This window comes from Roseicyclus persicicus (genome assembly GCF_012395815.1).
Lineage (GTDB): Bacteria > Pseudomonadota > Alphaproteobacteria > Rhodobacterales > Rhodobacteraceae > Roseicyclus > Roseicyclus persicicus.
Genome location: NZ_JAAZQQ010000002.1, coordinates 344,233 through 363,592, shown reverse-complemented (window position 1 = coordinate 363,592; position 19,360 = coordinate 344,233). Strand labels below are relative to the sequence as shown.

At 72.0% G+C, this 19,360-nt stretch carries 24 protein-coding genes; 1 reads left to right on the top strand and 23 read right to left on the bottom strand.

Going from position 1 to position 19,360, the window contains the following annotated elements:
* Nucleotides 1-82: 82 nt before the first annotated feature.
* From HCU73_RS07040 to HCU73_RS06985, 12 genes are all read right to left on the bottom strand, one after another.
* Nucleotides 83-409 (bottom strand): hypothetical protein, encoded by a 327-nt coding sequence (locus HCU73_RS07040; RefSeq protein WP_168622721.1) that lies wholly within the window; start codon nucleotides 407-409, stop codon nucleotides 83-85.
* Nucleotides 406-1,701, bottom strand: a complete 1,296-nt coding sequence (nuoF, locus tag HCU73_RS07035) for an NADH-quinone oxidoreductase subunit NuoF (RefSeq protein ID WP_168622720.1) — start codon at nucleotides 1,699-1,701, stop codon at nucleotides 406-408. Before nuoF ends, HCU73_RS07040 begins: the two co-directional genes overlap by 4 nt.
* Nucleotides 1,702-1,759: 58 nt before the next feature.
* The gene (locus tag HCU73_RS07030; RefSeq protein WP_168622719.1) at nucleotides 1,760-2,005 is read right to left on the bottom strand and encodes a DUF5337 domain-containing protein; all 246 of its coding nucleotides are present in this window, start codon (nucleotides 2,003-2,005) and stop codon (nucleotides 1,760-1,762) included.
* A gap of 71 nt (nucleotides 2,006-2,076) precedes the next feature.
* Nucleotides 2,077-2,649 carry an NADH:ubiquinone oxidoreductase gene (locus HCU73_RS07025; RefSeq protein ID WP_168622718.1) on the bottom strand — a complete coding sequence of 191 codons (573 nt, stop codon included), beginning with the start codon at nucleotides 2,647-2,649 and terminating at the stop codon, nucleotides 2,077-2,079.
* A gap of 41 nt (nucleotides 2,650-2,690) precedes the next feature.
* The gene (locus HCU73_RS07020; protein ID WP_168622717.1) at nucleotides 2,691-3,329 is read right to left on the bottom strand and encodes an NADH:ubiquinone oxidoreductase; all 639 of its coding nucleotides are present in this window, start codon (nucleotides 3,327-3,329) and stop codon (nucleotides 2,691-2,693) included.
* Between the two features lie 70 nt (nucleotides 3,330-3,399).
* Nucleotides 3,400-3,618 carry a hypothetical protein gene (locus HCU73_RS07015; protein WP_168622716.1) on the bottom strand — a complete coding sequence of 73 codons (219 nt, stop codon included), beginning with the start codon at nucleotides 3,616-3,618 and terminating at the stop codon, nucleotides 3,400-3,402.
* Nucleotides 3,619-3,731: 113 nt separating this feature from the next.
* On the bottom strand, nucleotides 3,732-4,775 hold the full coding sequence (nuoE, locus tag HCU73_RS07010; protein ID WP_168622715.1) for an NADH-quinone oxidoreductase subunit NuoE: 1,044 nt from the start codon (nucleotides 4,773-4,775) through the stop codon (nucleotides 3,732-3,734).
* A gap of 97 nt (nucleotides 4,776-4,872) precedes the next feature.
* Entirely contained in the window at nucleotides 4,873-6,093 is a 1,221-nt protein-coding gene (locus tag HCU73_RS07005) for an NADH-quinone oxidoreductase subunit D (protein ID WP_168622714.1), read from the bottom strand.
* A complete protein-coding gene (locus HCU73_RS07000) occupies nucleotides 6,093-6,287 on the bottom strand; it encodes a hypothetical protein (protein ID WP_239025474.1) in 195 nt (64 codons plus the stop codon). Before HCU73_RS07000 ends, HCU73_RS07005 begins: the two co-directional genes overlap by 1 nt.
* Entirely contained in the window at nucleotides 6,284-6,901 is a 618-nt protein-coding gene (locus HCU73_RS06995) for an NADH-quinone oxidoreductase subunit C (protein WP_168622713.1), read from the bottom strand. Before HCU73_RS06995 ends, HCU73_RS07000 begins: the two co-directional genes overlap by 4 nt.
* A 25-nt stretch (nucleotides 6,902-6,926) precedes the next feature.
* Nucleotides 6,927-7,460, bottom strand: a complete 534-nt coding sequence (locus HCU73_RS06990; protein ID WP_168622712.1) for a NuoB/complex I 20 kDa subunit family protein — start codon at nucleotides 7,458-7,460, stop codon at nucleotides 6,927-6,929.
* Nucleotides 7,451-7,816, bottom strand: a complete 366-nt coding sequence (locus HCU73_RS06985) for an NADH-quinone oxidoreductase subunit A (protein WP_168622711.1) — start codon at nucleotides 7,814-7,816, stop codon at nucleotides 7,451-7,453. Before HCU73_RS06985 ends, HCU73_RS06990 begins: the two co-directional genes overlap by 10 nt.
* 226 nt (nucleotides 7,817-8,042) lie before the next feature.
* Here HCU73_RS06985 and HCU73_RS06980 point away from each other — a divergent pair, with 226 nt between their 5' ends.
* Nucleotides 8,043-8,639 carry a hypothetical protein gene (locus HCU73_RS06980; RefSeq protein WP_239025473.1) on the top strand — a complete coding sequence of 199 codons (597 nt, stop codon included), beginning with the start codon at nucleotides 8,043-8,045 and terminating at the stop codon, nucleotides 8,637-8,639.
* Between the two features lie 7 nt (nucleotides 8,640-8,646).
* Here HCU73_RS06980 and HCU73_RS06975 read toward each other — a convergent pair whose 3' ends face one another.
* The 11 genes from HCU73_RS06975 to HCU73_RS06925 all read right to left on the bottom strand — a co-directional run bounded on the left by HCU73_RS06975 (nucleotide 8,647) and on the right by HCU73_RS06925 (nucleotide 19,355).
* A complete protein-coding gene (locus HCU73_RS06975) occupies nucleotides 8,647-9,117 on the bottom strand; it encodes a hypothetical protein (RefSeq protein ID WP_168622710.1) in 471 nt (156 codons plus the stop codon).
* Between the two features lie 97 nt (nucleotides 9,118-9,214).
* The gene (locus HCU73_RS06970) at nucleotides 9,215-10,762 is read right to left on the bottom strand and encodes an AMP-binding protein (RefSeq protein ID WP_168622709.1); all 1,548 of its coding nucleotides are present in this window, start codon (nucleotides 10,760-10,762) and stop codon (nucleotides 9,215-9,217) included.
* A 79-nt stretch (nucleotides 10,763-10,841) separates the two neighbouring features.
* Entirely contained in the window at nucleotides 10,842-11,819 is a 978-nt protein-coding gene (locus tag HCU73_RS06965) for an NADPH:quinone reductase (protein WP_168622708.1), read from the bottom strand.
* 217 nt (nucleotides 11,820-12,036) lie between these two features.
* Nucleotides 12,037-12,816, bottom strand: coding sequence for a crotonase/enoyl-CoA hydratase family protein (locus HCU73_RS06960; RefSeq protein ID WP_168622707.1), 780 nt, complete (start codon nucleotides 12,814-12,816; stop codon nucleotides 12,037-12,039).
* A complete protein-coding gene (locus HCU73_RS06955) occupies nucleotides 12,803-13,663 on the bottom strand; it encodes a hydroxymethylglutaryl-CoA lyase (RefSeq protein WP_168622706.1) in 861 nt (286 codons plus the stop codon). Before HCU73_RS06955 ends, HCU73_RS06960 begins: the two co-directional genes overlap by 14 nt.
* Nucleotides 13,664-13,702: 39 nt before the next feature.
* Nucleotides 13,703-14,365 carry a glutathione S-transferase family protein gene (locus HCU73_RS06950; RefSeq protein WP_168622705.1) on the bottom strand — a complete coding sequence of 221 codons (663 nt, stop codon included), beginning with the start codon at nucleotides 14,363-14,365 and terminating at the stop codon, nucleotides 13,703-13,705.
* A gap of 103 nt (nucleotides 14,366-14,468) precedes the next feature.
* On the bottom strand, nucleotides 14,469-16,397 hold the full coding sequence (locus tag HCU73_RS06945; RefSeq protein WP_168622704.1) for an acetyl/propionyl/methylcrotonyl-CoA carboxylase subunit alpha: 1,929 nt from the start codon (nucleotides 16,395-16,397) through the stop codon (nucleotides 14,469-14,471).
* 23 nt (nucleotides 16,398-16,420) lie between these two features.
* On the bottom strand, nucleotides 16,421-16,834 hold the full coding sequence (locus tag HCU73_RS06940; protein ID WP_168622703.1) for an ASCH domain-containing protein: 414 nt from the start codon (nucleotides 16,832-16,834) through the stop codon (nucleotides 16,421-16,423).
* A 48-nt stretch (nucleotides 16,835-16,882) separates the two neighbouring features.
* Nucleotides 16,883-18,493 (bottom strand): carboxyl transferase domain-containing protein, encoded by a 1,611-nt coding sequence (locus HCU73_RS06935; protein ID WP_168622702.1) that lies wholly within the window; start codon nucleotides 18,491-18,493, stop codon nucleotides 16,883-16,885.
* Nucleotides 18,490-19,074 carry a hypothetical protein gene (locus tag HCU73_RS06930; RefSeq protein ID WP_168622701.1) on the bottom strand — a complete coding sequence of 195 codons (585 nt, stop codon included), beginning with the start codon at nucleotides 19,072-19,074 and terminating at the stop codon, nucleotides 18,490-18,492. Before HCU73_RS06930 ends, HCU73_RS06935 begins: the two co-directional genes overlap by 4 nt.
* Nucleotides 19,071-19,355, bottom strand: a complete 285-nt coding sequence (locus HCU73_RS06925) for a hypothetical protein (RefSeq protein WP_168622700.1) — start codon at nucleotides 19,353-19,355, stop codon at nucleotides 19,071-19,073. Before HCU73_RS06925 ends, HCU73_RS06930 begins: the two co-directional genes overlap by 4 nt.
* Between the last annotated feature and the right edge of the window lie 5 nt (nucleotides 19,356-19,360).

The following is a 19,360-nucleotide window of genomic DNA, read 5'->3' as shown; positions in this document are numbered from 1 at the left end:
TTCCGTTCGCAAGCAGGGGCCCTGCCCCGGTCTCGCCGATCCGGTCCCGTGCGTCAAGCATCCGCCGCCGCGCGCCCCGCCCTCAGCCGGTGCAGCGGGCGAGGAAGGTGAAGACGCCCTCCTCCAGCCGCATCTGGGTGTAGTCGCGGGCGGGCGGCAGGCGGTCGTAGCCGGCGCCGCGGGCGGCGCAGTGGTCGCGCGCGGCGGCCTCGGCCACCGTCCAGTCCTCGCGGGTCAGCGCGGTGCCGTCGGTGCGGCGCACCTCGATCGCGGGCAGCGGGGCCCCGACGCGCGCGCCTGCGTCGAAGCTGGTTTCCGTGACAAGGTAGGCCGACGGCGCCTCGGCCGCGCAGGCCGACAGGGCCAGCGCGGCGACAAGGCCGACGCGCGACGCGCGCGCGCCGGTCATTCCGCGGCGATGCCGACGCTGCCGTCGCGCTTGACGCGGATGCGGTCCTCGATCTCGGAGCGGAAATGCCGCACGAGGCCCTGGATCGGCCAAGCCGCCGCGTCGCCCAGCGCGCAGATGGTGTGGCCTTCGACCTGCTTGGTCACGTCGAGCAGCATGTCGATCTCCTCGACCCGCGCCTCGCCCTTCACCAGCCGGTCCATGACCCGCATCATCCAGCCCGTGCCCTCGCGGCAGGGCGTGCACTGGCCGCAGCTTTCGTGCTTGTAGAACTTGGACAGGCGCCAGATCGCCTTGATGATGTCGGTGGACTTGTCCATCACGATCACCGCCGCGGTGCCGAGGCCCGAGCGCTGCTCGCGCAGCCAGTCGAAATCCATGATCGCGCCCTCGCGCATCATGTGCGCGGGCAGCATCGGCACCGACGATCCGCCGGGGATCACCGCCTTGAGGTTGTCCCAGCCGCCGCGGATGCCGCCGCAATGGCGGTCGATCAGCTCGTCGAAGGGGATGCTCATGGCCTCCTCGACGACGCAGGGGTGGTTCACGTGGCCCGAGATCGCGAACAGCTTGGTGCCCGCGTTGTTGGGCCGACCGAAGCCCGCGAACCACTCGGCGCCGCGGCGCAGGATGGTGGGGACGACGGCGATGGATTCGACGTTGTTCACCGTGGTCGGGCAGCCGTAGAGGCCCGCGCCCGCCGGGAAGGGCGGCTTCATCCGCGGCATGCCCTTCTTGCCCTCGAGCGATTCCAGCAGCGCGGTTTCCTCGCCGCAGATGTAGGCGCCGGCGCCGTGGTGCAGGTAGAGGTCGAAATCCCAGCCCGAGCCGGCGGCGTTCTTGCCCAGAAGGCCCGCGTCATAGGCCTCGTCGATGGCGGCCTGCAGCGCCTCGCGCTCGCGGATGTATTCGCCGCGGATGTAGATGTAGCAGGCGTGCGCCCCCATCGCGAAGGACGCGATCAGGCAGCCCTCGATCAGCGTGTGGGGATCGTTGCGCATGATCTCCCGGTCCTTGCAGGTGCCGGGTTCGGATTCGTCGGCGTTGACCACGAGGTAGCTGGGCCGGCCGTCCGATTCCTTGGGCATGAAGGACCACTTGAGGCCGGTCGGGAAGCCCGCGCCGCCGCGGCCGCGCAGGCCCGACGCCTTCATGATCTCGATGATCTTGTCGCGGCCGAGGCCGATCAGGTCCTTGGTCCCGTCCCAGTGGCCGCGCGCCTTGGCCCCGGCCAGGGTGCGATCGTGCATGCCGTAGATGTTGGTGAAGATCCGGTCTTTGTCCTGAAGCATCTGGCCTCTCTCGCGTGTCGTCCGGGCCCGGGTCAGTCGGGCCGACTGTGGCTTCGCGTCAGCGGTCCGAGGCATCCTCGCGCCGCGCTTTCCACACCCAATACGTCACCGCGAGGGCCCAGACCAGTGCGGCAATCGCCGCAAGGTCGAACAGGAAGGCGAAGCGCGGCGGCAGCCCCAGCTGCCCGCCGACGAAGCTGGCGCCCATCCACAGCACCATGGTCGCCGCCATCACGATGGCGGCCAAGCGGATCTGGCCGCGGCGGCGGCGTTCGGTTTCGCTGTGTTCGGGCGGCAGGGGCATGGCGGCGGCCTGTGGCGTCGGGTCGCCGCCTGCCTAGCGGATCGGGCGGGCGCGTTGCAATCCCCGGCCGGTCAGCTGAGCGCCTTGGCCTGCCCCACCAGGTCGTAGCGGGCGCAGATCATGCGAAAGCCCTTCTGCTGCGCGTCGAGCCAGGCGATCCCCTCCTCGTCCAGCGCGGCGATCTGGTCGAAGTGGTAGATGCCGAACTCGTTCAGCGCGGTGGCGAGCTTCCTGCCGACGCCGGCCAGCACGGTCAGGTCGTCCGGCTTGCCGTCGCGGGGCTCGTCCAGCAGGAGCGGCGAGGGCGTCGCCGCCACTGGCTCGGCCGCCGGAACCAGCGGGATCACCGTGGCGGGCGCGGGATCGGCCGCCACGGGCTCGGGCGCGGGCGCCGGGGCGACGGCCACGGGCGCGGGTTCCGCGACCAGCGGCACCACCTCGGCGGCGGCCCGGGCGCGGGCCCTGGGGGACGGCTTGGCGGCGGCGCGGGCGATGGCGGCCCAGAACGCCTGCGGCGCGGTCAGGCCCATGTGCAGGCCCTGCAGCGCAGCGGTGCCCGCGAAGGCGCTGTTGTAGCTGGCAATGTGCAGGAGGTTTCGCTGCGCAGCCTGGCCGCGCAGCCACAGATCTTCGGCGATGGTCATACCCGCTCCTTCGGAATCGTGGTCATCAACCCTCCCGAAGGTCAGTATACGTCACCTTTGTCGACTTTGCGCGAGAATTCCGTCTGGCCGCCTGCGGCCAAAAGCTTGGCCTGCTCGACCCAGTTGTCGCGGGTCACGCGGCCCTTGAAGCCCTCGAGGTTGTCATCGACCCAGGCGACCTCGGCGGGCGTCCAGGCGGCGATCTGGTCGAAGTGGTAGAAGCCGAGGCTGTTGCACAGCTGCTCCAGCTTGGGCCCGATGCCCTTGATCCGCTTGAGGTCGTCGGCACCGCCCGCGCGCGCGGCCGACAGGCCCGCCGGGCGGGCACCCTCGGCCGACGCCGGGGCGGCCGGAGCCGGGGCAGCGGCGGCGGCCGGGGCCTTAGCCGGAGCCGGAGCGGCGGCAGGAGCGGCGTGCACGGGCTTGCCATGGGCCTTGGGCGCGGCGCCCCGCGCGGCCCAGCCGGCGGTGCCGGGCTTCTGCGGGCCCGGCAACGGCGCGAGGAACATCAGCGACAGCACCGAGCCCAGCACGAAGAACACCGCCGCCGCCGCAAACAGCGCCTGCAGCAGCGTCCAGTCCCCGAGCATCATGAGCATGGCCATCGCCACGAACCCGACCGCCGAGGCCACGCCCCAGACGATCGCAAGGCTGATCAGGCTTGCCGAAGTCGACTTCATCGCAGGTCCCCCCTGTCTTCACGTGTCTTTGCGCATGTTTAACCGGGGAAAAAGGATTCGTCTCGCCGATTCAGGACGAAATGTCGCGGTCCCGCGTCTCGACCCGCGCGGCCGCGAGGGCGTCGAGGTCGGTGGCGAACAGAAGCTGGCCCAGCCAGCCCCCGACGATGGTGGTGCCAAGCCCCGCGAAAGCGCCGATGGCGACCCAGAGGCCGAGCCAGCCCACCGCGGCCAGGGCCACGGTCAGGCCGCTGATAGCGGCGACGGTCCAGACGGTCACGAGGGCCACGAACCTGTATCTTGTTGTCATGTCTTGCTTCTCCCCAACTGTGGTGCAGTCGGGGAGCTAGCGGGCGGGCGGCGCGCTTCGAGCCGCCGGGGCGCGACAGAGCGCCGCCCCCGTCAGCCCTCGGCGGCGAAGGCGCGGGCCTGGTCGATCCAGCCGTCGCGCGCGATGCGGCCCTTGAACTTGAGCCGGGCGTCGACCCAGGCGACCTCGGCGGGCGTCCAGGCGGCGATCTGGTCGAAATGCCAGAAGCCCAGCTCGTTCAGGAGCGCCTCGAGCTTGGGGCCGACGCCGCTGATGCGCTTGAGGTCGTCGGGCTGGCGGCCGGGACGCGGGGCCGACAGGCGCTCGGGGGCGGCCTCCTCGACCGCGGCGGGGGCCGCGGTCTCCTCGGCGGGGGCCTTGGGGCGGGCGGGCGCGGGGCGCTCGGCCACGGCGACGTCGCCGCCCGACTGGCGGCCCCAGGGCGCGAGCAGCGGCACCTCGGTGCCGTCGATGCGCTTGATCGTGTCGCCGATGTCGGCGGCGAGCCGGGCCGAGGCGTTCAGCGGGTCGCGGCCCGCCTCGTGATCCTTGAGCGAGGTCGCCCCGCCCAGCGGTTCGGAGGCGTAGCGCCCGTTCTGCGGGCCCGGGGTGGGCACGCGGCCGGCGGCCATCTCGTCGATGATGTGGGCCAGCCTCTCGGCGGTCAGGTCCTCGTAGTAGTCCTTGCCGATCTGCGCCATCGGGGCGTTGGCGCAGGCGCCGAGGCACTCGACCTCTTCCCAGCTGAACTTGCCGTCGGCCGAGAGCTGGTGCGCGCGCGGCGCGATCTTGTCGCGGCACACCGCGATCAGGTCCTCGGCGCCGCAGATCATGCACGACGTGGTGCCGCAGATCTGCACATGGGCGACCGAGCCCACCGGCTGCAGCTGGAACATGAAGTAGAAGGTCGCCACCTCGAGCGCGCGGATATGTGCCATGCCCAGCATGTCGGCGACGTATTCGATGGCGGGCCGGGTCAGCCAGCCCTCCTGCTCCTGCGCGCGCCACAGCAGCGGGATGATCGCGCTGGCCTGGCGGCCCTCGGGATACTTGGTGATCTGCGCCTGCGCCCAGGCCAGGTTGTCGGGCGTGAAGGCGAAGCTGGCGGGTTGCTCGGGGTGGAGGCGTCTCAGCATCGGGCGGGTCCTCGGTCTGACGGACCGCGCGAAGGCGTCACCTGCGGGAGCCTCCGGCGGGAGTATTTGGAAAGCAAAGATGGGCAGGCGTCCGGCGTCACCGGTCGACCTCGCCGAACACGATGTCGAGCGAGCCGAGGATCGCCGAGACGTCGGCCAGCTGGTGGCCGCGGCACAGGTGGTCCATCGCCTGCAGATGCGCGTAGCCCGGCGCACGCAGCTTGGCGCGGTAGGGCTTGTTGGTGCCGTCGGCGACGAGGTAGACGCCGAACTCGCCCTTGGGCGCCTCGACGGCGGCGTAGATCTCGCCGGCGGGGACGTGGAAGCCCTCGGTGTAGAGCTTGAAATGGTGGATGAGCGCCTCCATCGAGGTCTTCATCTCGCCGCGCTTGGGCGGGCTGATCTTGCCGCGGGCCATCACGTCGCCCTGGTTCTCGGGCAGCCGCAGCTTGGCGCAGGCCTGCTTGATGATCCTGGTCGATTCCCGCATCTCGGCCATGCGGCAGAGGTAGCGGTCGTAGCAGTCGCCGTTCTTGCCGACGGGGATCTGGAACTCGAACTCGTCGTAGCACTCGTAGGGCTGGGCGCGGCGCAGGTCCCAGGCGAGGCCCGAGCCGCGGGCCATCACGCCCGAGAAGCCCCAGTCCTGGATGTCGCGCTCGGTCACCACGCCAATGTCGACGTTGCGCTGCTTGAAGATGCGGTTCTCGGTCAGCAGCGTGTCGATGTCGGCCAGCGCCTTGGGGAACTCGTCGGCCCAGGTGTCGATGTCGTCGATCAGCTCGGGCGGCAGGTCCTGGTGGACGCCGCCGGGGCGGAAATAGGCCGCGTGGAGCCGCGCGCCGCAGGCCCGCTCGTAGAAGATCATCAGCTTCTCGCGCTCCTCGAAGCCCCAGAGCGGGGGCGTCAGGGCGCCCACGTCCATGGCCTGCGTGGTCACGTTCAGCAGGTGGTTCAGGATGCGCCCAATCTCGCAGTAGAGCACGCGGATCAGCTGCGCCCGGCGCGGCACGGGGGTGTTCGTCAGCTTCTCGATCGCCAGCACCCAGGCGTGTTCCTGGTTCATCGTGCCGACGTAGTCGAGCCGGTCGAAGTAGGGCAGGTTCTGCAGGTAGGTGCGGCTTTCCATCAGCTTCTCGGTGCCGCGGTGCAGCAGGCCGATATGCGGGTCGCAGCGCTCGCAGATCTCGCCGTCCAGCTCCAGCACCAGGCGCAGCACGCCGTGGGCCGCCGGGTGCTGGGGCCCGAAGTTGATGTTGAAGTTGCGGATCTTCTGTTCGCCCGTCTGGGCGTCCTGGAAGCCTTTGGAGCCGTCCATCACCGCGCACCTCCGTTCAGTTTGTCGCGGAACGCCATCACCCACAGCAGCACCACCAGCCCGAACGGGATCAGCGCGGCCAGCGCGACCCAGGACGGGATGCCGTACTGCGGCAGGAGCCGCCAGAGCGGCACCACCACGAGCACCGCGAGGATCAGGAACCACAGGGACCCGCCGCCGCCGAAGCCCATCATTTCGCGGCCTCCTTGGCCTTTTCGTCGCCGGGCAGCACGTAGTCGGCGCCTTCCCAGGGCGACATGAAGTCGAACTGCCGGTATTCCTGCACCAGCTTGACCGGCTCGTAGACGACGCGCTTCAGCTCCTCGTCGTAGCGCACCTCGGTGTAGCCCGTGGTCGGGAAATCCTTGCGCAGCGGGTGCCCGCGGAAGCCGTAGTCGGTCAGGATGCGGCGCAGGTCGGGGTGGCCGGTGAACAGGATCCCGAACATGTCGTAGATCTCGCGCTCGTACCAGCCGGCCGACATGTGGACCTGCGTGATCGAGGGCAGCATGTCATCCTCGCGGATCGCGCATTTCACGCGGACGCGCTGGTTCTGGTACATGCTGAGGAAATGCCACACCACGTCGAAGCGGCGGTCGCGCTCGGGCCAGTCCACGGCGGTGATGTCGATCAGCGTCGAGAACTTGCAGGTCGGGTCGGCGCGCAGCCACTCGATGAAGCCCGCGACCGAGGCCGCGGTGATCTCGACCGTCAGCTCGCCATGAGCCGAGACCTGCGTGCCGAGCACGGCATCGGGCTGCTTCTCGGCGATGTAGGCGCCCAGTTCCTCGAGAGCGTCCAGGTTCATGTCCATCTCCTTCGCCCGGGGGCGTTCAGCGCGTGATGGTGCCGGTGCGGCGGATCTTCCGCTGCAGCTGGAGGATGCCGTAGAGCAGCGCCTCGGCCGTGGGCGGGCAGCCCGGCACGTAGATGTCGACCGGCACGATCCGGTCGCAGCCGCGCACCACACTGTAGCTGTAGTGGTAGTAGCCGCCGCCGTTGGCGCAGGAGCCCATGCTGATGACGTAGCGGGGCTCGGGCATCTGGTCGTAGACCTTGCGCAGCGCCGGCGCCATCTTGTTGGTCAGCGTGCCCGCGACGATCATCACGTCGGACTGGCGCGGGGACGCGCGCGGCGCGATGCCGAAGCGTTCGGCGTCGTAGCGCGGCATCGAGGTGTGCATCATCTCGACCGCGCAGCACGCGAGCCCGAAGGTCATCCAGTGCAGCGACCCGGTGCGGGCCCAGTTGATGATGTCCTCGGTCGAGGTGACGAGGAACCCCTTGTCCTGCAGGTCGCGGTTCAGCGCGGCGGCGCTGACGTCGAGGTCGACGCCCGCCGTGTTGGTGCCGGTCATCACTCCCATTCCAGCGCCCCCTTCTTCCATTCATAGGCAAAGCCGACCGTGAGCACGCCGAGGAACGCCATCATCGACCAGAACGCCACGTCCGACAGGCCGGGGAAGGCCACGGCCCAGGGGAACAGGAAGGCGATTTCGAGGTCGAAGATGATGAACAGGATCGACACCAGGTAGAACCGCACGTCGAACTTCATCCGCGCATCGTCGAAGGCGTTGAACCCGCACTCGTAGGCCGACAGCTTCTCGGGGTCGGGGTTCTTCACCGCCACCACCACCGCGGCGAGGATCAGGACCAGCCCCAGCCCGATCGCAAGGGCCAGGAAGATCAGGATCGGGGCGTAGTTTGACAGGAGCTCTGACATCGGGTGTCCCTTGGCTCGTTCCCTGGAATGGCCTGTTGCCCGGCGGCGCGCTGCGCCCCCCGGCCGGTCCGGTCGCTTGCTGGTTGATTTACGCGCCGCGCCGGAAGGGGTCAACGGGGCGGGGTGCGGCAAAACGGGGGCCTGCCGGTCGCGGTCAGGGCGCGACAGCGCGGGCCGGCCGTGCTACATGACATTGCCAATCATCACCCAGCCGGAGGCCCCCGCCATGTCCGTCCGCCGCCTCGCCCTGCCCGTCCTCGGCACCCTGATCGTCGCGGGCGGGCTGCTCTGGGCCGTGGCCCCCGGCGCGGTGGCGCAGATGATGGGCCACGGGATGGGCACGGGCATGGGCATGATGCATGGCCCCCACGGCCACGGGCCGGGCGGCATGGGGATGCCCGGCCTGCGCGGTCTCGACGCGACGCCGGAGGAAAGCGCCGAGCTGGCGGTGATGTTCCACCACTTCCCCGCGATCCACCGCAGCGTGGAGAACCTGCCCGACGGGATCCGCACCGTCACCGGCTCGGCCGACCCCGGGGTCATGGCGGCGCTCACCTCCCACGTGGTCGGCATGATCGCCCGCGTCGAGGAGGGGCGCGACCCGCAGATCTTCATCCAGAGCCCGACGCTCGACATCTTCTTCCAGCGCGGGGACCGGATCGAGACCATCATCGAGATGACCGAGGCGTGCCTCGTCGTGACCCAGACCAGCACCGACCCCGAGCTGGTCACGGCCCTGCAGGTCCACGCCGCCGAGGTCAGCGCCATGGCCGACCGCGGCATGGCGGCGGTGCACGAGATGATGATGCAGCGCGGCCGGTAGCGGCCCCTCAGCGCGACGGCCAGATCGGCTCGACCAGCGTCACGGCGAAACTGCCCCGGATGCGGGCGCGGCCGTCGGGCGCGTTGGGGTCGAGGATCGGCCCGCGAAAGGCGCCCGACACGGCCACGGTGTCACCCTCGCGGCGCAGCTCGGCCAGCGTGACGCGGAAGCCCGGCGCCTCGGTCCATTCCCGCCCGTAGACCTCCGCGGTGTCGGGCTCGCGGAAGCGGAACAGGATGTCGCTCACCTGCCCCTCCACCGCGACGAAGCGCAGGTAGACGACGGTGCCGTCGGGGTGTTCGGCGTCGACCTCGATCTGCAGCGCGGGCGCGGCGTAGCCGTAGACCTCGGACCAGACACCCGTCGCGACGAAGCCGTGGGTTTCCCCGCCGGTCTCGACCGTCATGCGGCCGGCCTCCTGCGCCAGCGCGGGAAGCGCCCACAGCACCATCAGGATCGCACCCAAGACCACCCGCATCGCCGCCCATCCTCCGCCCCGGCCAACCGGCCTGGCCTTCAGAGTGCCCCGGCGCGTGCGGCGCCTCAAGGGTGGTTTCCCTGCCCCCGCCGGCGGCCTACAGCCCCGCCCGCAGCTCCCGCCGGAGGATCTTGCCCGAGGCGCTCTTGGGCACGCTCGGCACAAAGCGGTATTCGCCCGGGTGCTTGTAATGCGCGAGGCAGCCCTCGACATGGGCCTGCAGCTCGGCCTCGGCCACCTCGGACCCGGGCGCGCGCACCACGAAGGCCACCGGCACCTCGCCCGCCGCCTCGTCGGGCTTGCCCACCACGGCCGCGTCCGCGACGCCGGGATGTGCGCAGAGCGCGGCCTCCACCTCGGCCGGCGCCACCTGGAAGCCCTTGTACTTGATCAGCTCCTTCAGCCGGTCGCGGATGAACATGAAGCCGTCGGCGTCGATGATCGCGAGGTCGCCCGTGCGCAGCCAGCCGTCCGGCGTCAGCGTGGTCGCGGTGGCCTCGGGGTTGTTGAGGTAGCCCTTCATCACCTGCGGCCCGCGCACCCACAGCTCGCCCTCCTGCCCGGACGGCACGTCCTGCAGCGTCACCGGGTCGACGATCCGGCACTCGGTCGAGGGCACGGCCCGACCGCTTGAGCCATGCCGCACGTCGCCGCCCACGGTCATGTGGCTGATCGGCGCCATCTCGGTCATGCCGTAGCCCTGCACCGACCGCGCGCCGAAGCGCTCGCCCACCGCGATCTCGGTCTCGGGGCCGAGCGGCGCGGCGCCGGAAAAGATCTCCTCGACGCTCGAGACGTCGAACTGCTCCACCATCGGATGCTTGGCCAGCGCCAGCGCCACCGGCGGCACGATGTAGAGGCGCGTCGCCCGGTGGTCCTGGATCAGCCGCAGGAACATCTCCAGCTCGAAGCGCGGCATGGTCACGAGCTTCGCCCGCCGCTGCAGGAACAGGTTCATCAGGACGGTCATGCCGTAGATGTGGAAGAAGGGCAGGAAGGCGATCGCCACGTCCTTCTCCGTGACGCCCGCCACCGCGCCCGCCTGGGTGACGTTGGCCACCATGTTGCGGTGCGTCAGCATCACCCCCTTGGGCCGCCCCGTGGTGCCCGAGGAATAGGGCAGGACGACGACATGCTCGGCCACGTCCACCGGCGCCTGGGCCAGCAGCGGCACCCCCATCACGTCGTCGAGCGACAGGCAGTTCTGCCCGCCGATCACCACGATGTCGCGCACGCCCGTGCCCTCCACCGCGGCGCGGGCCACCTCGGCGAAGGCGGGGATGGTCACCAGCATCACGGCGCCCGAATCGTTCAGCTGATGATGGATCTCGGGCGCGGTGTAGGTCGGGTTGAGCGTGGTGACCGTGCCGCCGCCCCAGGCGACGCCGTGGAACACGACCGGGTATTCCGGCATGTTCGGGGCCAGGATCGCCACCGTCCCGCCCGGCAGCACGCCGCGCTCGGTCAGCCCGCCGGCCAGCCGCCGGATGCGGTCGATCAGGTCGCCCGCGGTCAGAACGCGGCCCGTGGGGCCGTCGATGATCGCCGGCTCGGCCTCCCGGCCCACCAGCCCCTCGAACAGCTTTTCCGTGATGCTGATCGGCGCAACCTCGACCGTGCCGTAAAGGCTCGGGTATCCCGTCATCGCGATGTCCTCCCCTCGCGCGGTCTCCGGCCCTCCCGCCGCACCGCCCGTTTTGCGGCAGGCTAGCACGGGCGCGGGGTCAGATGTCCAGCACAACCGTCCCGAGCTTGGCGCCCGCGGCCACCATGTCATGGGCCGCCGCGCAATCGGCCAGCCCGCCGCCCGGCACCACGGCATGGGTCAGGGCGCCGGCCTCCAGCCACTCGGTCAGCTGGCGCTCCCCCTCGCGCCGCTTCGCGCCCGCCAGCTGGTAGACGATCAGCATGTGCAGCCGCACGTTCTTGAACATGAAGGGGTAGAACTCCAGCCGCGGCACCATCTCGGCGGCGCTGGCATAGGCGGCGATCACCCCGCCGGGCTTGACCAGCGCCAGGTCGACGGCCTGGTTCGCCCCGAAATCCACCTCGACGACGCGGTCCACGCCCGCGCCCCCGGTCAGGTCCATCACCGCGCCCGCCACGTCGGTGTCGCGGTAGTTGATCCACTCCTCCGCGGTGGAATGCGCGCCCTTCTCGGGGGACGAGACCGTCGCGATCACCCGCGCACCCCCCGCCCGCGCCATCTGCACCGCGTAGCGCCCGACCGTGCCCGCGCCACCCGTGACCAGGATGGTCTGCCCCGCCACCGGCCCGTCGCCCATCACCGCGTACCAGGCCGTCATCGCCGGGATGCCGAAACAGGCCCCTTCGGCGAAGCCGGTCCCGTCCGGCAGCCGCACCGCCTGCTCGGCGGGCAGCGCGACATGCTCCGCCGCCGTCCCCATCGCCCGCTGCCAGGCGGCGTTCCAGACCCAGACCCGCTCGCCCACGCGCCCCGGGTCGACCCCGGGGCCCACCGCCTCGATCACGCCCGCCCCGTCCGAATGCGGCACGATCCGCGGGAAGGCCATCACCGCCCCCGGCCGCGCGCCGGCGCGCAGCTTCACGTCCGAGGGGTTCACCCCCGACGCCCGCAGCCGCACCAGCACCTCGCCCGGCCCCGCCACCGGCTCCGGCATCTCGCCGACGCGCAGCACCTCCACCGCCGGCCCGAACCGTTCGTACCACACCGCCTTCATGCGCATCCCTCCCTCACCGGGACCAAGGCCCCCTCATCTTTGCTTCCCAAATACTCCGGGGGGAGGCCGCAGGCCGGGGGGCAGAGCCCCCCAAACCACATCCCCACCCCGCACAGCGGGCCGAACCTCGCGCCCGCGCCGCGCCAGCGGCGCGCGCCCCGGCGACGGCGAAGCCGGCGCAATCCCTGCATCCCGCGACGGCCACGCCGCGGCACCCCTACTCCACCCAGGCCGCCTTCCGCTTGTCGAAGAAGGCCCCGATCCCCTCGGCGCTCTCCGCGCTCTCCCAGCGCGCCACCAGCGCCTCGATGGTCAGCGCAACCTGCGCCTCGTCCACCGACGGGGCCAGATCGGCCACCAGCCGCTTGCCCGCCGCCACCGCCCCCGGCGCGGCACTCAGGTAGGGCGCGATCTCGGCCTCCACCGCCGCGTCCAACTCCTCGTCCGACACCGCCCGGGCCAGAAGTCCCAGCGCCACCGCCTCGGCCGCGTCGAACACGCGCCCCGAGAAGAACACGCGGCGCGCCCGCGCGGCCCCCATGCGGGCCACCACATAGGGCCCGATCGTCGCCGGGATCAGCCCCAGCCGCACCTCGGTCAGCCCGAACTTCGCGCTGTCCACGCCGATGGCCACGTCGCAGACGCTCATCAACCCGACGCCGCCGCCGAAGGCCTGCCCCTGCACCCGCCCGATCAGCGGCTTCGGCATCCGGTCGAGCGCGCCCAGCATCCCGGCCAGGCTCCGCGCCTCCCTTGCCCGCGTCGCGGCATCGGCCGCCATCTGCGCCCGCATCCAGCCGAGGTCGCCGCCGGCGCAGAAACTCCGCCCGTTGCCCGTCAGCACCACCACCCGCACGGCGGGGTCGCGCCCGAGCCGGCCGGCCGCCTCGGTCAGCTCCGCGATCATCGCGGCGTCCATCGCGTTGTGCTTGTCGGGCCGGTTCAGGCGCAGCCAGGCCACCCCGCGCCGGTCGACCTGCAACTCAAGCGTGTCCATCGCGCATCCCCCTCGCCAGCGCCGCCGCGCGGTCCACGGCGTCCAGGTCCAGCCCGGTGTCGTAGCCCAGCGCCTCCAGGTGCCGCGCCACGGCCTCGGTCGCCACGTTGCCCTTCGCCCCCGGCGCGTAGGGACAGCCGCCGAGGCCGCCCACCGCGGCGTCGAACACCCGCACCCCGAGGCTCAGGGACGCGTCGATGTTGGCCAGTGCCCGCCCCCCGGTGTCATGGTAATGCCCGGCCAGCCGCCCCACCGGCACCACCTCGCGCACCTTCAGGAGCATCCTTGCGATCTTGTCGGGCGTCCCCGCCCCGATGGTGTCGCCGAGCGAGATCTCGTAGCAGCCCATCGCGAACAGCGCGTCGGCCACGCGGGCCACCGCCTCGGGCGCGACCGGCCCGTCATAGGGGCAGTCGGTGACGCAGCTGACGTAGCCGCGCACCGGCAGGTCGATGTGGCGGGCGGCCGCGACCACGGGGCGGAACCGCTCCAGGCTCTCGGCGATGGTGGCGTTGATGTTGGCGCGCGAGAACCCCTCCGAAGCCGCGGCGAAGATCGCGATCTCGTCCACCCCGGCCGCGACGGCGGCCTCGTAGCCCTGCATGTTCGGCACCAGCGCCGCGTAGCGGACACCATCGGCCCGGGCGATGCCGGCCAGCACCTCGGCCCCGTCGGCCATCTGCGGCACCCATTTCGGGGATACGAAGCTCGCCACCTCGATCCGCCGGAAGCCCGCCGCCGACAGGGCGTCGACCAGCGCGATCTTCTCGGCCGCGGGGATCGGGCGCTTCTCGTTCTGCAGCCCGTCGCGGGGGCCGACCTCGAATATCTCCACGAACCCGGTCATCTGCCGATCCCTCCCCGTGACCGCGTCGCGGCGGCCCTGTCACCCATCGCCCGGCACCTCGTAGAAGTCCCGCGCATAGAAATCCTGCGGCCCCTCGATCGCCGCGGCCGCCCGGAACCCCGGCCGCGCCGAGATCCGCCCCCAGTAGTCGCGCAAACGGGGGAACGGGTCCATCCTCACGTAGAAGGGCGCGGCGAAGAGGTTGAAGCCCAGCATCGCGTCCGCCGCCGAGAACCCCGACGGCAGGAGGTACTCCCCCTCCACCATGCCCTCGAGCGCGCGCAGCGTGTCGGCCAGGCGCAGCGTGTTGAGCTTGACCACGGTGGGCGACGGCTTCGCGGGCGGGCGCAGGAACAGGTGGTTGAGGTTCAGCTGCTCCACCAGCGAGGCCTGCGTCTCGGCAAAGCCCATCAGTTCCAGGTAGCGCACCCGCTCGGGGTGGCCGGGCGGGCGGCCGAAGCCGGGCTCCGGGCGGCTCTCGCAGAGATACTGCAGGATCGCGGCGCTTTCGAAGATGGTGATGCCGTCGATCTCCAGCGCCGGGATCCGGCCGGCGGGCGAGACGCCCAGCAGCCCCGCCCCGCGCATCGCCCGGTCGCCGATCCGGTAGCGGACGATCTCGTCGGGGGTGATCCCCATTTCCTGCAGCAGCCACAGCACGCGGAAGGAGCGGCCCCAGGGGACGTGGTGCAGCCGGATCATGGCCGCCGCACCGGTTTCTTGCAAGAAACCGGCCAGAGCCTTGCAAGGCTCTGCCCACGCCCTTGCAAGGGCGTCGCAAGACCCTTGCAAGGGTCTTGCCCGCTCATGCCTCCTCCTCCAGCCGGATCAGCGCCGCGCCCGCCTCGACCTGCGCGCCCGGCGCCGTCAGCACCTCGGCCACCACCCCGTCGCGGGCGGCCGTCAGCACGTGCTCCATCTTCATCGCCTCCATCACCGCCAGCCGGTCGCCCGCCGCGACCCTCTGCCCCGCCGTCACCGTCACCTCGCGGACCAGCCCCGGCATCGGCGCCCGCGTCACGTTCCCGGCCTCGGCCACGGCCCCCGCCCGCGCCAGCGGATCGACCCGGCGGAAGCTGGCCGTCCGCCCGCCCGCGAAGACGTGGATCACGCCCCCCGCCTCCACCACCTGCGGCCGGCGCCCCGCGATCGCCCAGCCCTGCGCGTCGCGGCACGCGGCGAGCTCGATCCCGTCCACCACCACCTGCGCCGCGTCTGGCCCGGTCATCCACAGGAGGCCCGACACCCCGTCGAGCTCCACCCGCACCCGCGACGGCGTCCACAGGCTGAACCCCGCCAGCGGCCCCTCGGGCAGCCCCGCCGCCTGCAGCACCGCCGCCGCCGCCATCGCGCGGTCCAGGTCATCCGGCTCCCGCTCCGCCGTCAGCGCCTCGAGGTCACGCGCGATCAGCCCCGTATCCACCTCGCCCCGGCCAAACCCCTCATGCCGCGCCAGCGCCGCGAGGAAGGCCAGGTTCGTCACCGTGCCCGCCACCTGCGTCTGGTCGAGCGCGCGCGCCAGCCGCGCCAGCGCGACCGCCCGCGTCGGCCCATGCACGATCACCTTGGCGATCATCGGGTCGTACCAGGGGCTGATCGTGTCGCCCGTCCGCACGCCCGTGTCGGCCCTGACGCCCTCGGGGAAGGCAAGATGCGCCAGCCGCCCCGTCGCGGGCAGGAACCCCGCCGCCACGTCCTCGGCATAGAGCCGCGCCTCGAAGGCGTGGCCGGTGATCGCCAGGTCTTCCTGCCGGACCCACAGCCGCTCGCCGGCCGCGACCCGCAGCTGCCATTCCACAAGGTCCACGCCGGTGACGGCTTCCGTCACCGGATGCTCCACCTGCAGGCGCGTGTTCATCTCCATGAACCAGAACCCGTCGGGCCTGAGCCCCCGGCTGCCGTCCACGATGAACTCCACCGTCCCCGCGCCGCTGTAGCCGATGGCCTCGGCCGCACGCACGGCGGCCGCCCCCATCGCCTCGCGCATCTCGGCCGTCATGCCCGGCGCAGGCGCCTCCTCGATCACCTTCTGGTGGCGCCGCTGCAGCGAGCAGTCCCGCTCGAACAGGTGCACGGCGCGGGTGCCGTCGCCAAAGACCTGCACCTCGATGTGGCGCGGCTTCTCCACGTATTTCTCGACCAGCACCGCCGCGTTGCCGAAGGCCCCCCTTGCCTCCGCCTGCGCCGAGGCCAGCGCCGCGGCGAAGTCCGCCGGCCGGTCCACCCGCCGCATCCCCTTGCCGCCGCCGCCCGCCACCGCCTTGATCAGCACCGGGTAGCCGATGGCGTCGGCCGCCCCCGCCAGGTGCTCGGGGTCCTGGTTGTCGCCGTGGTAGCCCGGCACCACCGGCACGCCCGCCTCGGCCATCAGCCGCTTGGCCGCGTCCTTCAGCCCCATCGCCCGGATCGCCGCCGCCGAGGGCCCGATGAACACCAGCCCCGCCGCCTCCACCGCCTCGACGAAATCCGGGTTCTCCGACAAAAAGCCATAGCCCGGATGGATCGCCTCTGCCCCCGTGGCCTGCGCCGCCGCGATGATCGCCTCGCCGCGCAGGTAGCTGTCGGCCGGGGCCGGGCCGCCGATCCGAACCGCCTCGTCCGCCATGGCGACATGGCGCGCGCCCGCGTCGGCGTCGGAATGGACCGCCACCGTGGCCACGCCCATGCGCCGGCAGGTGTCGATGACGCGACAGGCGATCTCGCCCCGGTTCGCGATCAGGATCTTGCGGAACATGCGCCCCTCCCCCGCCCGGCCGGTCACGCCAGGTCCTCCACCAGCTCGAAGCGCTCCCAGATCAGCCCCATCTCGGGATGGAAGATCCCCGCGCGCCGGTAATACCGCTCGTGACCCTCGCGCCAGCCGGCAAGGTCCTCGTCCTCGCCCTCGACCAGCGCCATCTCCTCGGTCATGTCGCAGAACCGCACCCGGCGCAGCTCCAGCGTCCGCGTCACCAGCTGCGGCACGCCCTCGAAATCCACCGCGATGTCGCAGCGCCCGACCACGGGCGGCGCCTCGCCCGCCTCGACCTCCGCCTCGGCGAGGCAGGTCGCCCGTTTCCTGCCCGCCCGCACAAGCGCCAGCAGCGCCGCCGACCCCTCGGGGCTCGCCCCGAAGCGGTAGGCGACCGCGCCGGGGTAGCGCGCCCGCAGCTCATCCAGACTCTGACCCATCCGCTTCATCTTTCCCCAAATACGCAAACCCGGCCCGCCGCCCCGCGCCTACATCCGGAACAGGCCGAACCGCGTCTCGTCGATCGGCGCGTTCAGCGCGGCGGCCAGCGACAGGGCCAGCACCTCGCGCGACTTGCGCGGGTCCACCACCCCGTCGTCCCAGAGCCGCGCCGAGGCATAGAGCGGGTGCGACTGCCGCTCGAACATCTCGATCGTGGGCCGCTTGAACTCGGCCTCGGCCTCGGCCGACCAGTCCTGCCCGGCCCGCTCCATCGCCTCGCGCCTGACGGTGGCCAGCACGCCCGCCGCCTGCGCGCCGCCCATGACGGAGATCCGCGAATTGGGCCAGGTCCACAGGAACCGCGGGCTGTAGGCCCGGCCCGCCATCCCGTAGTTCCCCGCGCCGAAGCTGCCGCCGACCAGCATGGTGATCTTCGGCACCGCGGTCGTCGCCACCGCCGTCACCATCTTGGCGCCGTGCCGGGCGATGCCCTCGTTCTCGTATTTCCGGCCCACCATGAAGCCGGTGATGTTCTGCAGGAACACCAACGGGATCCGGCGCTGCGAACACAGCTGCACGAAATGCGCGGCCTTCTGCGCCGACTCGGAGAACAGGACGCCGTTGTTCGCCACGATCCCCACGTCCATCCCCATGACCTGCGCGAAGCCCGTCACGATGGTCTCGCCGAAGCGCGGCTTGAACTCGTCGAACCAGCTGTCGTCCACGATCCGCGCGATCACCTCGCGGATGTCGTAGGGCGTCGTCAGCCGCGCCGGCACCACGTCGAACAGCTCGTCGGGGTCGTAGGCCGGCGCACGCCCACCCAAACCCGGTAGGCCGGGCTTCAGCCCGGCCCCCGCCCCCAGCGACCGCACCGCCCGCCGCGCCAGGGCCAGCGCATGCCCATCGTCCTCGGCCAGGTAATCCGCCACGCCCGACAGCCGCGTGTGCACGTCGCCGCCGCCCAGCTCCTCGGCGCTCACCACCTCGCCCGTCGCCGCCTTCACCAGCGGCGGCCCGGCGAGGAAGATCGTCCCCTGCTCCTTCACGATGATGGTCACGTCCGACATGGCCGGCACATAGGCGCCCCCGGCGGTGCAGGAGCCCATCACCACCGCGATCTGCGCGATGCCGGCCGCGCTCATCCGCGCCTGGTTGTAGAAGATGCGCCCGAAATGGTCGCGGTCGGGGAACACCTCGTCCTGGTTCGGCAGGTTGGCGCCGCCCGAGTCGACCAGGTAGACGCAGGGCAGCCGGCACTCCTCGGCGATCTCCTGGGCGCGCAGGTGCTTCTTGACCGTCACCGGGTAGTAGGTACCGCCCTTCACCGTCGCGTCGTTGCAGACGACCATCACCTGCCGGCCTTCGACGAGCCCCACCCCCGCGATCACGCCGCCGCAGGGCGCCGCGCCGTCGTACAGGCCGTGCCCGGCCGTCGCGCCGACCTCGAGGAAGGGCGAGCCGGGGTCGAGCAGCCCCGCCACCCGGTCCCGCGGCAACATCTTGCCGCGGCTCACATGCCGCTCGCGCGCCTTGTCGCCGCCCCCCGCTGCGGCCAGCGCCGCGGCCGCCTCGATCTCGGCCAGCGCCGCGAGATGCGCGGCGCGGTTGGCGCGCGCCTCCTCCGACCCGGCCACCAGCTGCGATGTCAGCCTCATTCGTCCTCCTCCCGCCCCGGCCGGGGCACCGGCTCAAAGGGCATCGCGCTGTCGACCGAGCCCAGCGCCACCGCCGGCGCGGCCATCCCGATCAGCCGCGCGACCTGCCAGGCGGCCACCGCCTCGGTCAGCTGCAGCCGCGCCTCGTGCGTCTCGCACCAGGCCGCCACCGGGTCCTCGGCCCCCGCGCAGTCGTCCCCGGCCGAGGCGCCCCGCGCCACCGCCCAGAGCCGGGGGTAGAGCGCGGCGCCGAAGGGCGCGGCCGCGGTCACGTCCTCCGGCGCGGGCAGCCCGGCCAGCACCCGGTCGCGCAGCGCCAGCTGCGCGGCGGCGAGCCGGCGCTGGCAGGCCTGCGGCTCCGGGCCCCGGTCGCAGGCGACGATGGCGAGCGAGCCGCAGTGGTGCACCCGGTCGCGCGTGACCAGCTCGAAATCCTCGACCAAGCCCGCGGTGCCGAGCCGCGCCGCCTCCATCTCGAAATGCGCGATGGCGCGGGCGAAGCAGGTGTCGAACCCCTCCAGCGCCCCGGCCCCCGCCGGCGCGGCGAAGAGCGCAAGCGCGATGAGCGCCGCCGCCCTCATGTCCGCGGCCCCGCGCCGGGCAGCGCCACCGGCCGCCCCCACAGGTCCACCGCCAGCGCCCAGTCCGCGCCGCAGGTCACCACCAGCCGCACCCCCTCGACCGCCGCGGGCCGCCCCGCGCAGTCGGTCGCGGCCCCGCCGGTCTCGGCGACGTAGCGGGCCGCCGCGGCCAGGATGATCTCGGTCTCGGTCGGCGGCACGGCCCGCAGCCCCTGCCAGAGCCCGAAGGCCCCCGCGGCGGTCACCAGCCCCGCAAGCGGCAGGATCAGCCCGCGCCGCATCGCCC

Excerpts from the sequence above, each read along its gene's own strand:
- HCU73_RS07005 (WP_168622714.1), bottom strand. The coding sequence starts at position 6,093 with ATGGACGGCTCCAAAGGCTTCCAGGACGCCCAGACGGGCGAACAGAAG.
- HCU73_RS06980 (WP_239025473.1), top strand. The coding sequence starts at position 8,043 with ATGTCCGTCCGCCGCCTCGCCCTGCCCGTCCTCGGCACCCTGATCGTC.
- HCU73_RS07030 (WP_168622719.1), bottom strand. The coding sequence starts at position 2,005 with ATGCCCCTGCCGCCCGAACACAGCGAAACCGAACGCCGCCGCCGCGGC.
- nuoF (WP_168622720.1), bottom strand. The coding sequence starts at position 1,701 with ATGCTTCAGGACAAAGACCGGATCTTCACCAACATCTACGGCATGCAC.
- HCU73_RS06935 (WP_168622702.1), bottom strand. The coding sequence starts at position 18,493 with ATGAGGCTGACATCGCAGCTGGTGGCCGGGTCGGAGGAGGCGCGCGCC.
- HCU73_RS06925 (WP_168622700.1), bottom strand. The coding sequence starts at position 19,355 with ATGCGGCGCGGGCTGATCCTGCCGCTTGCGGGGCTGGTGACCGCCGCG.
- HCU73_RS06965 (WP_168622708.1), bottom strand. The coding sequence starts at position 11,819 with ATGAAGGCGGTGTGGTACGAACGGTTCGGGCCGGCGGTGGAGGTGCTG.
- HCU73_RS06950 (WP_168622705.1), bottom strand. The coding sequence starts at position 14,365 with ATGATCCGGCTGCACCACGTCCCCTGGGGCCGCTCCTTCCGCGTGCTG.
- HCU73_RS06975 (WP_168622710.1), bottom strand. The coding sequence starts at position 9,117 with ATGCGGGTGGTCTTGGGTGCGATCCTGATGGTGCTGTGGGCGCTTCCC.
- HCU73_RS07025 (WP_168622718.1), bottom strand. The coding sequence starts at position 2,649 with ATGACCATCGCCGAAGATCTGTGGCTGCGCGGCCAGGCTGCGCAGCGA.
- HCU73_RS06960 (WP_168622707.1), bottom strand. The coding sequence starts at position 12,816 with ATGGACACGCTTGAGTTGCAGGTCGACCGGCGCGGGGTGGCCTGGCTG.
- nuoE (WP_168622715.1), bottom strand. The coding sequence starts at position 4,775 with ATGCTGAGACGCCTCCACCCCGAGCAACCCGCCAGCTTCGCCTTCACG.
- HCU73_RS06990 (WP_168622712.1), bottom strand. The coding sequence starts at position 7,460 with ATGGGAGTGATGACCGGCACCAACACGGCGGGCGTCGACCTCGACGTC.
- HCU73_RS07040 (WP_168622721.1), bottom strand. The coding sequence starts at position 409 with ATGACCGGCGCGCGCGCGTCGCGCGTCGGCCTTGTCGCCGCGCTGGCC.
- HCU73_RS06930 (WP_168622701.1), bottom strand. The coding sequence starts at position 19,074 with ATGAGGGCGGCGGCGCTCATCGCGCTTGCGCTCTTCGCCGCGCCGGCG.
- HCU73_RS06995 (WP_168622713.1), bottom strand. The coding sequence starts at position 6,901 with ATGAACCTGGACGCTCTCGAGGAACTGGGCGCCTACATCGCCGAGAAG.
- HCU73_RS06940 (WP_168622703.1), bottom strand. The coding sequence starts at position 16,834 with ATGGGTCAGAGTCTGGATGAGCTGCGGGCGCGCTACCCCGGCGCGGTC.
- HCU73_RS06955 (WP_168622706.1), bottom strand. The coding sequence starts at position 13,663 with ATGACCGGGTTCGTGGAGATATTCGAGGTCGGCCCCCGCGACGGGCTG.
- HCU73_RS07000 (WP_239025474.1), bottom strand. The coding sequence starts at position 6,287 with ATGATGGGCTTCGGCGGCGGCGGGTCCCTGTGGTTCCTGATCCTCGCG.
- HCU73_RS06970 (WP_168622709.1), bottom strand. The coding sequence starts at position 10,762 with ATGACGGGATACCCGAGCCTTTACGGCACGGTCGAGGTTGCGCCGATC.
- HCU73_RS07020 (WP_168622717.1), bottom strand. The coding sequence starts at position 3,329 with ATGAAGTCGACTTCGGCAAGCCTGATCAGCCTTGCGATCGTCTGGGGC.
- HCU73_RS06985 (WP_168622711.1), bottom strand. The coding sequence starts at position 7,816 with ATGTCAGAGCTCCTGTCAAACTACGCCCCGATCCTGATCTTCCTGGCC.
- HCU73_RS06945 (WP_168622704.1), bottom strand. The coding sequence starts at position 16,397 with ATGTTCCGCAAGATCCTGATCGCGAACCGGGGCGAGATCGCCTGTCGC.